Genomic DNA, 15,093 nt, shown 5'->3' with positions numbered 1-15,093 from the left:
TTTCGCACTCACTGAATTACGTTAAATTTGGCTTCTGGCCTTTCATCAGCTCCAGCTTCTCGAGGGCATAGGCGACGTTGAGAACTTTTTCTTCTTGGAAGGCAGGACCCATAATTTGCAGGCCAATTGGCAATCCGTCACGAACACCGCAAGGAATACTGAGTGCGGGTAATCCTGTCAAATTGCCTGGTCCCGTAAAACGAATCACTTCATCCAAGAAACTCAATGACTGACCGTTAATATTGACCGTGCTGTCACCAATCGACGGTGGCAAAAAAGGCAAAGTCGGTGAAATGAGCACATCCACTTTTTCAAATGCCGCGGCAAAGTCGAGATTTAGCTTGCGGCGAATTTGCTGGGACTGTACGTAGTCAACACCCGACATGAGCTCGCCTACTTCTAACAAAAAGCGAACATCCTCCCCGAATTTCTCCGGCTGTTTGACGAGATTGTCATGATGGACGGCGCTCGCTTCGGTTGTAATGGTCACCAGTTCCGCGAATTCTGCTTGTGCCAATGACGGAATTTGAACAATTTCGATCCGTGCGCCTAGCTTTTCTAGCTGTTGCAACGCATTTCGGACAGCTTCATCAACACGGCTATCGACATTTTTGAAAAAATAACCTTCTTCAATACCGATGACTAATCCGTTGACGTCTTCATTCAATAAACCAGAATAATTTTGCGTTGGTCGGTCAACCGAAGTGGGATCTTTCGGGTCGTAACCACCGAGCACTTCTAGTAACAGCGCCGCATCAAAAACAGTTTTTGTCATGGGGCCAATGTGATCAAGGCTCCAAGCTAGTGGAAAACAACCATACTTGCTAATGCGGCCATGGGTCGGCTTTAAGCCAATGATGCCGCAACTCGCCGCCGGAATCCGAATCGATCCACCGGTATCGGTTCCGAGTGAGGCAATGGCCATGTCTGCAGCCACCGCAGCACCTGAGCCACCACTCGAGCCGCCTGGAATTTGGTTGAGATCCCAAGGATTTCGACAAGCACCATAATGCGGATTGGTCGTCGTTGCGCCCCACGCATACTCATGCATATTAAGTTTGCCATGAAACGTTACACCGGACATCTTGAGTTTTGAAACCACGGTCGCATCAAAATCAGCAACAAACCCTTCGTGAATTTTTGAACCCATCGTCGCCGGTTCATCTTTAAAATACAGAATGTCTTTCAATGCCATTGGAATGCCATGCAAAAAACCGCGGTAATTACCGCTTTGGATTTCTTGTTCTGCTTGTCTCGCAGATTCCAGTGCTTGCTCTTTTTGAACAACAATAAAAGCATTGATGTCTTTGTTACGAGCATCCACATTCGCTAAGACTGCTTCCGTTAATTCAACAGGTGATAGCTGCTTGTCGCGCAATTTAGGTGCCAGTTCTCCAATCGATTGTGCGGCTAACTCGTTATTCATGGACGCTCACCTCCTGGTACATGTGTCAGTGCCATATCAAAACCTTTTAACTTCGAGCTGTCTACTGTTTCCCGTAACTTTTGTACAGCTTGCATCTGCTGCACCAGCATTTCCTGATGTTCCTCCGGTACTCGAATTCCCCGCTCTTCTAAAATCTTGTGAATGCCCTCTACCATCGAAAGTCCCCCCATTTGACTGATTTTAAAACGTCTGAGAATCTTAGCTGCCTACCGAAAGTTTAACACAGTTCACAGATAGTTCAGTCTTTTTGGAGCGATTCGCAAAATGAAAACCTTGCTAGCTAGAATGTTCTTTTCGCCGACAAGGTCTTTATAACGGGTAGCGTCTAGCAAACTCGATATGTTCACCATGGCAAGAAGGAATTGCCATTTACCTAGTTAGACGTTATGATTTCGAACATTTTTTTCATGTTGATCGTTTTTCCCCAGTTAAATGGATATACTGTCCGATTCGAGTAAAATACTGTCCGATTCGCTCCAAATACTGTCCAATAAACGAAAATACTGTCCAGATCGAGTGCATTACTGTCCAAAGCCTCAAACCCCATCCATATTACCTAAAAAAAGGAAAGCGCACTGCGCTTTCCGCTAAAATCTTGACGCCGAACGCATGTATTGGTCGGTTCCAAGCAGTTTGGCTTGGAACCCTGCCCTTAGCCATTCAGTCGTTGTTACTTCTGGCTTTTGATAGCAAAGGACGTCCATCATTCCACATGACGTTTACCGGCAGTTCAAAAAATGCGCTAAGTTGTTCACTGGTGACGAGTTTTTGGGTATCTCCAGAAGCGAAGACGCGGCCCGCTTTAAGCAACAGGATTTTATTAAATTCCGGTAAAATTTCTTCTATATGATGCGTAACGTAAATGATGGTCGGGCCATTTGGTTTTTTAGCGATGGCCGCGATCGACTCAAGCAGTTCTTCACGTGCGATAAAACCGAGTCCGGCAGTTGGCTCATCGAGAATGAGTAACTCAGGATTCGCCATTAACGCGCGACCAATTAGCACGCGTTGCTTTTCACCTTGCGACAGCGAGTGATAATGTCGATTGGCATACTCAAGGCAGCCGAGTTCGTGGAGAATATCGACACCTTGTTGATCGATTGCTTCTGTCGTTTCCTGGTAAAGACCAAGTGAAGCAAACGCTCCGCTCAACACCACTTCGTAAGCATTATCATGAGTCGGCAACTTTTGCTGAACAGACGCTGACACAAAACCAATTCGGCTGCGCAATTTTTCCGCCAGATAAGTCTTACCGAACTCTAGGCCGAGCACGGTGACTTTTCCTTGTGTCGGGAAAAAATAGGCATTGATTAAATCCAATAGCGAGGTTTTACCGGCACCGTTCAAGCCGTATAACACCCAGTGCTCGCCTTGTTGGACTTGCCAATCTACTCCGTCCAACAGCAGTTTGTCATCTCTGCGACGCGTTACGCCTTCGAGTTCCACCATCATTTTCATAAACGAATGTCCTCACGGCTCTGGACTAAAGCTACTTGCCCCGCTGCTAGTGGATCAGCTTTTTGCAGCTCACCAAAATTCAGTCCAGTCAGCTTTTCAATTTGTTCGATCGGCACTTGATACGTTTCGAATTTTCCGTAGACAAATTCCAAATTACCGCCAATCAAATCTTCTTGTGTTTGCACATAAGCCGTTGCTGATAGCTCTGTATCGTCTTTCACTATTACAGCCACTTTCCAAAACTGGCTTGGAATTTTTGCACCGCGGTAAATCCGGTCGCTGTCACGGAACACCGGTCCTGTAAAAATCGACACTTTCATGTCGTGATCGCGCGCATTATCGAGCAGGTAATCTTCTAAATCAAGCCATACTTTTTGATTGAAATTTTTATGCTGCGGAGAGCTATTGGTAAAATGGAACGTGTGCTCATTGGCTTTTACGGCATCAATGCCCCAGTTTGGATCGCGTCGACGCACCAAATGGCCACGGTCAATATCATTTGATTGGTAAAAATTATTGCCGAGTTGATACGATTCATCAATACGTGGATCAAAATACCAGCGGTCGCTGCTTCGTTTGACGTCTACGAGTTGATTGCCATCGATGTTAACGGCTGTGAAAAAAGCAAGACGCCGCGACTGACTCATCGCAATCGAGAAATGCGTATAATCCAGTTCGAGCTTACCATCTGTCGTTTTTGCTACGTCTGCTAGCATGGCGTCACTTAGACCAGGCAACGCTACAGTGAATCTTTCGCCTAAAAATGCGGGGTTATAACCTGTTGCACCAGCGTACCAATCGGCGTCCAACACCCCTACTTCCATCGGTGTGGCCGTTGATCCCGGCATAACCACTGAAAGCAACTGATCTAGTAGTTTACGCGACTCCTCGTTTTCTATTCCGCCCCGCTTGTCACTGAGATGTTGAATAATCGAACTGATGCGAATGCCTTCATTGGCAATCCAGACGTTGTTGTCGTTCGGGTCGGGAATTCCGGCGTGGTGCAGCGAGACGACCATCCACTGATCATTAAAAACAGGTGAGCCAGACGAACCGGGTTCTGTGTCGCTGACATACTGAACAAAATCAGAAGAAATGAACTTGACTTCGTTTTCACGAATGGTAATTGCTTTTGGCCCCCCGTTTGGATGTTGGATGATGGTGACGTACTCACCTTCAAGAATTTTCCCTGGCTTTGGCAGCAGCGGCAAATAGCCGAAATTCGACAACGGTACCGCGTTTGAATTATTCGGTTCCACTGCAACCAGCGTAAAATCAAGCGCTTCATTAGTGATGAAAAACAGGCGAGGATCCAGTCTAAAACTAATGATTTCAAGCGGCATAAAATGGACATCGTCTTGATAATTAAATTCAGCCACTGCATACATCGCTGATTCTGCCGTTTCCAGTACATGATTGTTTGTCAGCAATAAATTCGGCGACACAAGAAATCCCGTACCGTAGCCTTCAAGCTGTCCGTTTTTGCCACGAATGGCGATGCGGCATACTGCTTTACTAACGTCGAGTCCCGCCTGTAAATGCGCAATCGGAAACAAGTCGCTTTTGTTGATAATGCGTTCAATCGCCAAATTGTCGTGATGATTGATAATACTCGACCGCGTCATCATTTTCTCTGTCGACGCCGCAGCAAAGCTTGCTGTTTCCCGCTCTTTTTCGAATTTCAAATAGCGTTGCAACGCTTCTTGTTGAATTTTTTCCATTTTGTCAGTCATCTTCCTCCAGCTCCTTCCGATTCCTAAAGAAATTATGATTTGTGCTTACTAGTTCTATTTTCTAAATAAAATTAAATATTCTATTATTTTACTTTATAAAAAGTTTATCACATGTGAATAGAGAAAACCCGTTCCATTGGATGGAGCGGGTTTTCAAGTCTAGTTAACGTGTCCATTTTTTATTGTCATTCTTAATCACAGTCTTCTCACCCGTTTTCGAATCACGAACCACTTTGTCTTCTGTCGGAACATCTCCTGTGCTTTCGTCCGGCGTCGGTTGATGTTCTTCGCCGACTTCACGGCTGCCGTTCTGACCGTCAGACTCCCAGCCTTCATCGCTACCACTCAGCATCTCGCTTGTTTTCTCGACGATTTTATCAAACGTGGAGTCGTGATCGTCTTTCTTGTGTTGTGAATTATTTGTCATCGTGCATTCCTCCTGAATGTGTAGTTGCTTGTACTTTACCCGGTGTGCAAAGAGATACTCTTTTTTAGAGAAAGTGGAATTGAGGTGTTAGATTTGGGGTTGGACAGTATTTTTAGATTTGGACAGTATTCCGGCTTGAACGGACAGTATTCGCGTCAAATCCGACAGTATTTCAACTGATCCGGACAGTATTCCCAGATTACCCCAAAAAAACGAAAGAATTAGCGATGCAAGCCCATGGAAAGCGCGCGTTCGCGCTTTCCGCTAGCTGAGATGCTAGACTTGCTTGTTGCTGGATTGCTTGTATCGTTGAGCGGACAGTATTTTGGCGATACGGACAGTATAGGGCGCTTTTTGGACAGTATTTTTCTAATTTGGACAGTATTTGCTCTCAATCCGACAGTATGACCAATTCCTCCCATAAAAACCTTTAGAATGCCCAAGTTCAGGAAAGCGCCAGGGCGCTTTCTGTTAACTGGGATGCTTAGCTTTCCGAAGCTTCGGGTATGTAGTTACTGCAACGGAATCTACATAAAAAGGGGCTATGCACAATGGATTTTATTACATTGAATAATGGATTGAAAATGCCACAGCTAGGCTTTGGTGTTTGGCAAGTAGAAAATGACGAGGCAACAAAAGTTGTTGCGAAAGCATTAGAGACGGGTTATACGTCAATTGATACTGCCATGATTTATACAAATGAAATCGGTGTGGGGAACGCCTTAAAAGACACCAAGGTGCCGCGCGAAGACTTGTTTATCACGACCAAAGTGTGGAACAGCGATCAAGGATACGACAATACCTTGCGTGCATTCGATGAAAGTTTAGAGCGTCTGGGTCTTGATTATGTGGATTTATACTTGATTCACTGGCCGACTCCGGAGTTTGATCATTATGTTGAAACGTATAAAGCATTAGAAAAGTTGTATAACGATGGCCGTGTAAAAGCAATTGGCGTTTGTAATTTTGAAATTGAGCATTTGCAGCGACTGCTGGACGAGTGCGACGTTCCACCCGTGTTGAACCAAGTGGAGTGTCATCCCTACTTGGCGCAAAAGGACTTAAAAGAATTTTGTGCCAAGCATGATATTTTCTTAGAAGCTTGGAGTCCGCTTGAACAAGGGGGCGATGTGCTGAAGGATCCTACCGTAGTCAACATTGCGGAGTCAAAAGACAAATCACCCGCTCAAGTTGTGTTGCGCTGGCATTTGCAGAACAACACCATCGCCATTCCGAAATCTGTTACTCCATCGCGCATTGAAGAAAACTTTGATGTGTTTGATTTCGAATTAACAGAAGACGAAATGGCGGCGATCGACGCGTTAAACAAAGAACGTCGCAATGGTCCGCATCCCAATGAAATGAATAGCCGTTAACTAGAAAGCCGCCTCTTCAGCGATTGAAGAGGCGGCTTTTTTTATGCTTGCTGCTTATTGTTTTAGTACACCGATCACTCTGCCGTTAATGAAGACATCTTCACTTCGCATAATAATTGGTTCATAGCTTGGATTTTCGGACACCAGGATGATTTCACTGCCCATTGGCATGTATTTTTTCATGGTCGCTTCGCCATCGATAACGGCTATAACGATGTCGCCGTTAGCAGCATTATTTTGCTGATGAACAAAGACGACGTCTCCTTTGTCGATGCCAGCGCCGTTCATGCTGTCTCCTGTCACCGTTAATGAAAACGTTTCAGTTGGAGATACTAGCCATTCACGTGGCAACGTATGAAATGTTTCGTAGGATTCAGTCGCTAAAATTGGCAAGCCAGCCGCAACGTTCCCAATCAGTGGGACTGCCACAGTTTCATGTACTTGCGTGAGCACTTCTTGCCCAGCTTCACTTACTTCAATTTGTCCTGGCGAATCATGATCTTCTGCATAATTGTATTGTCTGCCATTTTTAAGATTCTTATAGATACGCCGACTTTTCGTATCTGGTAAGAATTGGGCACGGCATTTCGGCAAATCTTGTACTTCTTCACCTTTTCGATCGATTATTTTGACTTCGAGCCCATCGGTCGCAATGCCGTAAAAAGCGCGACTATCGGCTTCCATATAACTTGTCAGCTGCTTGATGGCGTCTTCGATTCCGCTGCCAAAACGTTTGACTTCTGCAAGAATATAAGGCCTTGCTTCTTCTCCTGTGTAAACCTGTACCGCAATGTCACAATACCCTTTTCTGGAAAACTGCTGAACAGGAAATTCCAGTTCCATCAGTTCATACGGATAGCCATACGTCTCGTGCAACTCTCGGATGAGCCATTGACGAGTAATTTCTTCTTTCGCATGGATATCAACAAGTCGATCCGTCATCTGGTATTCTGTCATACTGATTGATTCAAATGGCCGGAGAGACGCATCTTTTTTCATTCGTAAATGATTTCGTTGAATTTCTTTAACAAAGCTAGATGGTTTTTTTACTGAAGACATATACAGAAGCTCGTTTGCTCGTGTCATGCCCACATACAGCAATTTTCGCTCATCTGATTCGACTGTTTTTTGATCTTCAGCATCTGCATACAAATCCTGTGGAATCAATCCACTGTTTAAATCGATTAGGAAAATCACCTTGAATTCCAACCCTTTAATCGAATGCATTGTTACGAGTTTTACTTTATCGGATTCAAAATCTGGATCGTTACTTTGCAAAATTTCACATGGGATGCCAACCTGCTCTAAATCGATAGCTGCACTTTCAATATTTCGCTTTCCTCGCGCCACAATGCATATCTCGGATAAGGCGTAATCATTTTTTAGCAATGCGATTTCCTCTGCTAGAAAATGGACCTGCTGTTGAGGCGTTAAAAAGAATCGATAAATCGGCGGATGCCCGTGGCGATCAATCAATGCCGGTTTCACAAAATCGACATTCGACTGGATGCTTTCATCCGCTTCAATCAAATTGAAAGCCGCTGTCGAAATTTCCGTTGTCGTTCGGTAATTCTTGCTCAATGTACGTGATTTCCCGCTCATATCAAAGCCAATGGTCGTAAACGGACGTCCTTTCCCGAGCCAAGACTGTGGATAAATGCTTTGCGTGTTATCTGCAACAAACATGAGCGAAGAATATTCCTTTTCTTTGTATAACTCTTTTAGAAACTCCAGCTGAACACGCGTTAAATCCTGACTTTCGTCAATAATAATATGCGTGTATCGTCCAGCAGCACCCAAGCGTAATTCTGCTAACGCATAGAGGTTCATTTGTTTGAATGTTGTCAGTCCTGCTCTTTCAAGCAATTGACCAAACACTGTCATGACCTCATAAATAGCTTCACGTGTTTGCGAATTTTTCAATAATTTTTGCGGCGTTCCACTGTTTCCTGAAGCACGGCCAATTCGATCTACCGATTGATACGTCTCAAGATTCACCATTGAGCAAGAATGGATCCATTCTATTTCGTCTAATAGGAATTTACTGTTTTTTGGCAACAGTAGTTTAACTTCAGGGTACGCTTTTTTCACTTCATGTATGGCTTGCACCATTAGTTTGTGAATTTGATCATTAGGAGCGATTTCAAGCTTTTTGCCCATACGTTTTTGATATTTCCTAAACTCTTTATACATCAAGCGATCAATCGTTGTTATTTCTACTTCTGCATCGGATGAGAAAAAACGTTCGGCTTCTTGCAGTTCTTTTTCAGCCATACGCTCATACTGATGCTTAATATAATAAAGTAAGGTTTTGTTGTAAGTAACTAGTAGAATTTTATCATTTTCTTCGTGACAATAATGATCCATCAAAAAATGGATTCTTCGAATCGCAACGGTCGTCTTGCCTGATCCCGCTACCCCTTTTACGAGCATGGGTCCTGATGGTTCTAGTTCAACAATGCGACGTTGTTCCATATTCAGCTTCACAACACTACCTCCTCGATTTTACAACTTCTACCTATATTATAAGAATATTGAATCATAATAGCAAAAACTATTTCAAGTCAAATAATCGCTATCTCTTGATTCGTCATCGTGTTGAAAAAAATGCTGTCCCCAATATAATTAAGGAACAGCATTTTCTTCGTATAGGTAAGTTCCTCTCCAATTGATTGCGATTATTTTTAGAGGTATGGTTGTAAATTCCGATTACCTAAAATTCTTCTCAATAAACTGTTGTTCTTCCTCTGCACTCAGTCGCCCTGTTGCTCTACCCGCGGTGCCACTGTACCAACTCCAAACCGTATTATGAGCACTCACAATAGTGGAAAAATCATCTTGCTGCCAAGAAATTAAGGTTTGTTCGTAGTAATCGCCATTCTCATAATAGTGTTTATTGGCGTTTATGATTGTTAGTAGGCCTTCAATATTTTCAGGTGTCATTTCGACAGCACCGTTTTTTTCCTTATCGACGACTTTTTGATGCGTCATTTGATGGAGGTGAATCTGCACTTCTCTTTCTTCCATGTCCGCTTGGCTGTCTTTACTGCCCGCTTTTTCAGTCGATTGACTTTGGCGCTTCTCGATTTTCTCAGCGACTTGCTGAATTTCTTTGCCGCCAGAGGACTGCTGCGTGATAAAGTAATACCCTCCAGCTGCTACTAATGCCAATACCGCGACGCTTACTGCGATTGTTTTCAAAATTAATTTCATTTTTTGCAACTCCTTACTCTATTCCTTATTTGTTCCGGTCGTGACTATACTCCTATTTTTTATTATGTAGCACAGTTCGACAGTTTTCAACCATTGTTTGGCAATTGAATAAACTCGAGTAACGAGGGTTTGTTCGTTTCTCCATAGCTAAAGAAAAAAAGCCCTTGTGAAGGAGCTTTTTTCGATTTATTGAATCAGGCTTAACATGTGGAAGATTTTAAGAAGCGACACAGCGGATAGGTTTCAATGATTCTCTTTTTTTAAGAGATATCTCGTTTTAGCGTGACTTGTCATCTATAAAACTATCTGCTATTTTTCCGAAAACAGCAGATAGCCCTCCTTGTGATTCGACATAACCAGTCAAACGATAAGCCAAATAAATACCGCCGATGTCGATCAAAACGTCGGAGATTCTTCCACTTCGCAGGAAAAACAACTGCAGGAATTCCGTGAAATAAGCGAACAAGCTACAGAACACGATGGCTTTCGCATTGCTTCCAATTGTTTTGGCTAGCAAAAGAAAAAGAATACCGAAAGACAACGCATGGCCTATTTTTTGAAACACATACGTTTTACTGTCTAACTGGATGTCGCTCGTGATGAACAAATCCGAGAAATCGGGAAGTAAACGAATATGGAAGTCTATTTCTTGTGCGAACAACAAGGCTTGGAAGTTGTAGTTATTGGTAGCCAACAGGATGCAAAAGCCCCACAGGACAACCGGTATGTACTTAGTTTTCAAAACATTCTTCCCTTCGAACCCCTTTTTTGTGTAGACTAGCGGTTCACTATATATGACATAAAAATTCCTGCAGATTCTCTAAGCTTATTATATGTCGGTTGATTTTAAATAACTAGTGCAAGTTTGTGGATATGTAAAAAAGTGGCCAGAGCCACTTTTTGAGATGTCTACCCATCGCGTGTAGTCGTTTAAAGAACGAGAACTAAGTTTTATTGTAGATTTAAAGGTTGTCCATCGAAAGCATGCATGTCCATTGGTGCAGCAAGAAAGCTGGGTGCTTGTTGAAGGAAAGTCGCCAAATGCTCGGTAGCAATATGCGTTTCAAAAGTTTGTGCATCTCTCCAAATTTCGACTACGTGGTAGCGAAAATCTTGCTCAGTAGATTTCAATAAATCGTAGCTTACGTTGCCAGCTTCAGCTCTTGATGCTTGAATAAGTAGCTTGCTCGCTTTTAGAAATACGTGTTCTTGGTCTGGCTGTAGGTGCAAATGGACATAATTAATAATCATGAGTATCCATCCTTTCACTCTATTTTGAAGCAACATTAACTTTTTTCAAGTAGCTTGAAGTCTTTGAGCAGCCACTAGGCTTTCCCTTCTATTCAAACGACTAAAGACTACACGATTGTTAGTCAGTTTTATTACTTGATGCTATTTCCCCTCCGAAATAAACTGAACATTTAATCTATTATAAATCTTTTTGCTCATATGAGCCACTATCGTGTTCTTAAAAAAAAAAGAGCAGCCGAGGCTGCTCTTTTTCTGAAATTGCTTATTCATTTTCAAAATTCTTACGCTTTTACAGCCTCGCCGCTGAATACGTGTAGGTCCATTGGTGCAGCCATGAAGCCTGGTGCTTGTTGCGTAAAGGCTGTGAAATGTTCACTCTTGTTATGAACTTCAGTTGCTTGTAGATCTTTCCAAACTTCAACCATTGTGTAGTGCTGGTCTTGTTCAGTTGATTTTTTTAATTCGTAGCTGATGTTGCCTTCTTCTGTTCTTGAAGCTTGAACCAGTGCTTTGCTGGCTTCTAGAAATGCTTGTTCTTGGTCTGCTCTTACTTGTAAGTTCGCGTGAATAATAATCAATGGGATCCATCCTTTTTAAGTGTAGTTACTGAAAAAAATCAGTAGTCGATAATGTTGTGTTGCATGCGCGTCAGCATGTCTGACAGTGTGTCGACTTCTTCCGTTGTGAAGTCGTTCAGCATTTGCGTGACAAAGCCGACATTTTCTTTTCGGTAGCCGACAATTTGCTCGCGTCCTTGTTGAGTCAAACTGACAAAAATCACGCGATTGTCCGCAGGATTTCTACGTCTTGTTACCATGCCGTCTGCTTCAAGCTGTTTTAAGTGACGCGTAATGGCAGCACCGTCGATGTTCACGGCTTTTTGCAATGTGGACTGGTTGATTTCTGCTGTTTTATAAAGCTGATAAAGCAATTCATAGCGCGATGCACTAATGCCTGTACAGCGTTCAAATTTAGGACTGATTTGATTGTTGAGGCCTTTAACTAACTGTAAAACTTGCTCTTGTTTTGAAAACGAACATGGCATAAATTGACCTCCTACGTAATTTCCAAGATCAATTTATAGCAGTGTCCACTATTCATTGACCTATTCTCAAACATAAGCTAAAATCAATCGGTTTTCAACTTATTTCCATTGCGTAGTCGTGTCAACAGGCAAACGGTACGATGGGAATCCTTCATTTAATGCTTTCCCGATTGTTATCAACATTACCGGAACATAGCGATCTTTATCCATATCCAAAGCTTCTGCGATGTTTTCTTTGTCATAGCCACCAATTGGGTTCGTACCATATCCGTGAGCACGTGCCACTAACATCAATTGCATGGACACAAGACCTGCATCAAGCATAATAATGTCTTTCATTTGATCGTCAGGTGCGTTTTCGTAAGCCGGTTTGAAATAATCCAGTTGTGCTTGTTTAACTTCTTCAGGCATATAGCCCAGTTCAACCGCTTTGCCATAAATGTCTTCCGCGTATTCAATATTTTTGCGGTCTGCAAAAACAGCGATTACAGCAGATGAGCTCATTACTTTATCCAAGTTAAATGAAGCCAGTGGTGCGATTTTCGCTTTTCCTTCTTCGCTGTCAATGACCACAAAACGCCAAGGCTGCATATTAATAGATGACGGTGCTGTTGATGCCTGTTCAATGATTTGGCTCATTTCTTCACGGCTGATTTTCACCGATGGGTCGTATTGTTTAATCGAACGACGATTCGATAAAATGTCATTAAAATCATTTGTTTTTTGATACGTTTGCGTAGTTTGCATGTTAGACGTGCTCCTTTTTCGTGTGTATTATTGTATGATGCATCAATGATTGACTCCTCAACGTTTGACTCCTCATTTAATATAATACGAAAAAAAGAGATTTGCAACTACTTTGAACCGCCTGGCTTTGATGCGGGTATTTTTTGGGGAGTTGTTTGGGTATTGTGTGGGTGCCAGTAGTCAGTCCCTTAAAATAGACAGACAAGGTGCTATAATTATGCCACCACAAGGTCTTAAAATGGGAATTTCAATAACAGCTCATTTTTTCGATTATATGCATTATCAGCTCTTGCTTGAAAACAGTAAGCCTGCGACAGATTCTTTCTGACGCAGGCTTTTTTTGGTGAACGTGCGTATTTCTCTGTGAGCGTGCGTATTTCTCTGTGAGTATACGTACTTCTTCTTGAGCGTGCGTATTTCTTTTTGAGCGTACGCACTTCTTCTTGAGCGTGCATATTTCTTCTTGAGCGTGCGTACTTCTTCTTGTGCGTGCGTATTTCTTCTTGTGCGTGCGTATTTCTTCCTGAGCGTGCGTATTTTTCCGTGAGCGTGCATATTTCTTCTTGAGCGTGCGTATTTCTCTGTGAGCGTGCGTATTTTTCCGTGAGCGTGCGTATTTCTCTGTGAGTGTACGTACTTCTTCTTGAGCGTGCGTATTTTTCCGTGAGCGTGCATATTTTTCCATGAGCGTGCGTATTTCTCTGTGAGCGTGCATAAGCCCCATCCGACCGCGCATATTTCCCACGACCGTGCGGAATCTCCACTAATGCGACTTCGTTAAACGCAATCCCCAAAAATTCGGACAAATGGGTGACCAGGCGCCCGCTCTTCGATACAATAAGAACAGAAGCACCGATCCAAGGAGGAATTTCTATGTCGACATTACATGAGATTGCCCAGTCAGATGATTACGGGCAGTTTGAATTGAAAGAAGTGTACCAAGCGGCTCAACACTTGCTGCAGGAATTTCAAAAATCACGTAACGAACCGGAAAAACTGCAAAACGTCATCGATCATTTGAAAAAACGTTTAGATGGACAAGCTGCTTATCCGCTTGCCATTTTACTGGAAACAAGTCAGCTCGGTGTTCAACACCAGCTGCAAAAAGACTGGAACAGCCCGATGAAACAGCGTCAGTTGTTTTTATTTGAAAGTGTCTATGCCCAGTTCCGTGGCAAAGTCCCCCCCACCATATGGAATCAAATCTGCTTGAATTACGCAGAAGCCTTGATTTACATCGGCCGCTCACTTGACGGGCTCCATGTACTCGAACAAATGACTGAGGCAGAGAATGATGCGTCTTACGAACGTCAAGATGCGGAGCGCGGCTGGGGGTTATTGTTTTATTCCACTTTTCTACGGGGCAAAGAACAAAAAGCCGAGGCGCTTCACCTGTCGCGCGACTTGCTGCGTGACGGCCTGGAGAAAATCACCAATGTTAACGGCCGTGCGTTATACGCAGACCGATTGAAACTGGCTGTCAAAATGCTAGAGGACATCGGACCGATCGACTTAACCGGCAATTACAAGCCGAACTTTTTTGACGGCCGTGAGCGGGAGTACCGTGATTGGTGTGCAGAACACCGGTTGCTGCTGAATGATAACAATGAAATCGATCCGAAAGGCACCATGAAAGTCGATACCTTAAACTACCGTCATAAAAAAGCCGATGACAAAGAACGTGGACTGTTCCTTGAAACATTTATGGACTCCATGGTTTCGGAATTTACCGTGCTGCGCTGGAATCTATTCGAAGCACTCGAGCAAGAGCCAAGTTCAGAACGCAACGAACAATTAAAAACCGTCTACCGTCAGGCTTTTTCACTGTTTTCAAAAATGGCGCAGTTTATCAGTTCGTACTACGAGCTCGACATGAAAAATTCGCGTGCGGGTATGCAACGCATATGGTTTGAAGATGAAGACCCAAAAAATCCGCTCAAGCCGTTTATTCGCGACACTAAAAACGGTGCACTAAAAGCGTTATTCTGGCACAGCAAGGAACTATTTGGCTACGAGCAATCCAAGGTTCAAAACATTGCGACCGTTCGTGCCCTGTTGTTACGCGACCAAATGGAACGTAGCTTTGTTGACGTTATTACTAAAAAAGAAGAAGTCGCACAAACGGGTGAATTGCGTAAACATCAAATGACGCAAGCTGAACTCGAACGCCTGTCGATGACGACGGCGTTTAAAGCGCGCAATGCATTGATGTATCTCGGCTTTGCACTTGGAATCGAGAAAAAATAATCAAAAAGCGTCTCGGGAGATTTAGTTGATCTCCCGAGACGCTTTTTGGGTTGAACTTTCCGTGTAAACGCTATCGACAGTCGATTGGCTTGTTGGTTAAAGAGCTTGTATTGTTAATCCGGGTGTTCACCTTTTTAACCCAAATATGC

The 15,093-nt window shown here is 43.3% G+C and carries 14 protein-coding genes; 2 read left to right on the top strand and 12 right to left on the bottom strand.

Going from position 1 to position 15,093, the window contains the following annotated elements:
* Positions 1 to 16: 16 nt before the first annotated feature.
* The 5 genes from QMF37_RS12930 to QMF37_RS12910 form a co-directional block, all read right to left on the bottom strand.
* Positions 17 to 1,426, bottom strand: coding sequence for an amidase (locus QMF37_RS12930; RefSeq protein ID WP_283478461.1), 1,410 nt, complete (start codon positions 1,424 to 1,426; stop codon positions 17 to 19).
* Entirely contained in the window at positions 1,423 to 1,602 is a 180-nt protein-coding gene (locus QMF37_RS12925) for a hypothetical protein (protein WP_283478460.1), read from the bottom strand. Before QMF37_RS12925 ends, QMF37_RS12930 begins: the two co-directional genes overlap by 4 nt.
* A gap of 505 nt (positions 1,603 to 2,107) precedes the next feature.
* Positions 2,108 to 2,899, bottom strand: a complete 792-nt coding sequence (locus tag QMF37_RS12920; protein WP_283478484.1) for an ABC transporter ATP-binding protein — start codon at positions 2,897 to 2,899, stop codon at positions 2,108 to 2,110.
* Between the two features lie 2 nt (positions 2,900 to 2,901).
* The gene (locus QMF37_RS12915; protein ID WP_283478459.1) at positions 2,902 to 4,638 is read right to left on the bottom strand and encodes a DNA/RNA non-specific endonuclease; all 1,737 of its coding nucleotides are present in this window, start codon (positions 4,636 to 4,638) and stop codon (positions 2,902 to 2,904) included.
* 163 nt (positions 4,639 to 4,801) lie between these two features.
* A complete protein-coding gene (locus QMF37_RS12910) occupies positions 4,802 to 5,065 on the bottom strand; it encodes a hypothetical protein (RefSeq protein WP_071153330.1) in 264 nt (87 codons plus the stop codon).
* A gap of 551 nt (positions 5,066 to 5,616) precedes the next feature.
* On the opposite strand from QMF37_RS12910, the gene QMF37_RS12905 reads away from it, so the two are divergent.
* Positions 5,617 to 6,441: an aldo/keto reductase gene (locus QMF37_RS12905; protein ID WP_058384575.1), complete on the top strand. Its 825-nt coding sequence runs from the start codon at positions 5,617 to 5,619 to the stop codon at positions 6,439 to 6,441.
* A gap of 54 nt (positions 6,442 to 6,495) precedes the next feature.
* Here QMF37_RS12905 and lexA read toward each other — a convergent pair whose 3' ends face one another.
* From lexA to QMF37_RS12870, 7 genes are all read right to left on the bottom strand, one after another.
* Positions 6,496 to 8,928, bottom strand: coding sequence for a transcriptional repressor LexA (gene lexA / locus QMF37_RS12900; RefSeq protein WP_283478458.1), 2,433 nt, complete (start codon positions 8,926 to 8,928; stop codon positions 6,496 to 6,498).
* A gap of 222 nt (positions 8,929 to 9,150) precedes the next feature.
* On the bottom strand, positions 9,151 to 9,654 hold the full coding sequence (locus QMF37_RS12895; RefSeq protein WP_071154260.1) for a DUF6241 domain-containing protein: 504 nt from the start codon (positions 9,652 to 9,654) through the stop codon (positions 9,151 to 9,153).
* A 277-nt stretch (positions 9,655 to 9,931) separates the two neighbouring features.
* Positions 9,932 to 10,396 (bottom strand): VanZ family protein, encoded by a 465-nt coding sequence (locus QMF37_RS12890; protein ID WP_078080640.1) that lies wholly within the window; start codon positions 10,394 to 10,396, stop codon positions 9,932 to 9,934.
* A gap of 209 nt (positions 10,397 to 10,605) precedes the next feature.
* Positions 10,606 to 10,905, bottom strand: a complete 300-nt coding sequence (locus tag QMF37_RS12885) for a putative quinol monooxygenase (RefSeq protein WP_071154259.1) — start codon at positions 10,903 to 10,905, stop codon at positions 10,606 to 10,608.
* 281 nt (positions 10,906 to 11,186) lie between these two features.
* Complete coding sequence (locus QMF37_RS12880) at positions 11,187 to 11,483, bottom strand: putative quinol monooxygenase (protein WP_283478457.1); 297 nt, start codon at positions 11,481 to 11,483, stop codon at positions 11,187 to 11,189.
* A 38-nt stretch (positions 11,484 to 11,521) separates the two neighbouring features.
* Positions 11,522 to 11,950, bottom strand: a complete 429-nt coding sequence (locus QMF37_RS12875; protein ID WP_058384570.1) for a MarR family winged helix-turn-helix transcriptional regulator — start codon at positions 11,948 to 11,950, stop codon at positions 11,522 to 11,524.
* 99 nt (positions 11,951 to 12,049) lie between these two features.
* A complete protein-coding gene (locus tag QMF37_RS12870) occupies positions 12,050 to 12,697 on the bottom strand; it encodes a nitroreductase family protein (RefSeq protein WP_283478456.1) in 648 nt (215 codons plus the stop codon).
* Positions 12,698 to 13,570: 873 nt separating this feature from the next.
* Between QMF37_RS12870 and QMF37_RS12865 the strand changes: the two genes are divergently transcribed.
* On the top strand, positions 13,571 to 14,944 hold the full coding sequence (locus QMF37_RS12865; protein ID WP_283478455.1) for an LA2681 family HEPN domain-containing protein: 1,374 nt from the start codon (positions 13,571 to 13,573) through the stop codon (positions 14,942 to 14,944).
* Positions 14,945 to 15,093 lie beyond the last annotated feature (149 nt).

Origin of the sequence: Planococcus sp. S3-L1, from assembly GCF_030063085.1 — a bacterium.
Lineage (GTDB): Bacteria > Bacillota > Bacilli > Bacillales_A > Planococcaceae > Planococcus > Planococcus kocurii.
This window is presented reverse-complemented; position numbering and strand designations above follow the sequence as displayed.

Excerpts from the sequence above, each read along its gene's own strand:
- QMF37_RS12930 (WP_283478461.1), bottom strand. The coding sequence starts at position 1,426 with ATGAATAACGAGTTAGCCGCACAATCGATTGGAGAACTGGCACCTAAA.
- QMF37_RS12925 (WP_283478460.1), bottom strand. The coding sequence starts at position 1,602 with ATGGTAGAGGGCATTCACAAGATTTTAGAAGAGCGGGGAATTCGAGTA.
- QMF37_RS12920 (WP_283478484.1), bottom strand. The coding sequence starts at position 2,899 with ATGATGGTGGAACTCGAAGGCGTAACGCGTCGCAGAGATGACAAACTG.
- QMF37_RS12915 (WP_283478459.1), bottom strand. The coding sequence starts at position 4,638 with ATGACTGACAAAATGGAAAAAATTCAACAAGAAGCGTTGCAACGCTAT.
- QMF37_RS12910 (WP_071153330.1), bottom strand. The coding sequence starts at position 5,065 with ATGACAAATAATTCACAACACAAGAAAGACGATCACGACTCCACGTTT.
- QMF37_RS12905 (WP_058384575.1), top strand. The coding sequence starts at position 5,617 with ATGGATTTTATTACATTGAATAATGGATTGAAAATGCCACAGCTAGGC.
- QMF37_RS12895 (WP_071154260.1), bottom strand. The coding sequence starts at position 9,654 with ATGAAATTAATTTTGAAAACAATCGCAGTAAGCGTCGCGGTATTGGCA.
- QMF37_RS12885 (WP_071154259.1), bottom strand. The coding sequence starts at position 10,905 with ATGATTATTAATTATGTCCATTTGCACCTACAGCCAGACCAAGAACAC.
- QMF37_RS12875 (WP_058384570.1), bottom strand. The coding sequence starts at position 11,950 with ATGCCATGTTCGTTTTCAAAACAAGAGCAAGTTTTACAGTTAGTTAAA.
- QMF37_RS12870 (WP_283478456.1), bottom strand. The coding sequence starts at position 12,697 with ATGCAAACTACGCAAACGTATCAAAAAACAAATGATTTTAATGACATT.
- QMF37_RS12865 (WP_283478455.1), top strand. The coding sequence starts at position 13,571 with ATGTCGACATTACATGAGATTGCCCAGTCAGATGATTACGGGCAGTTT.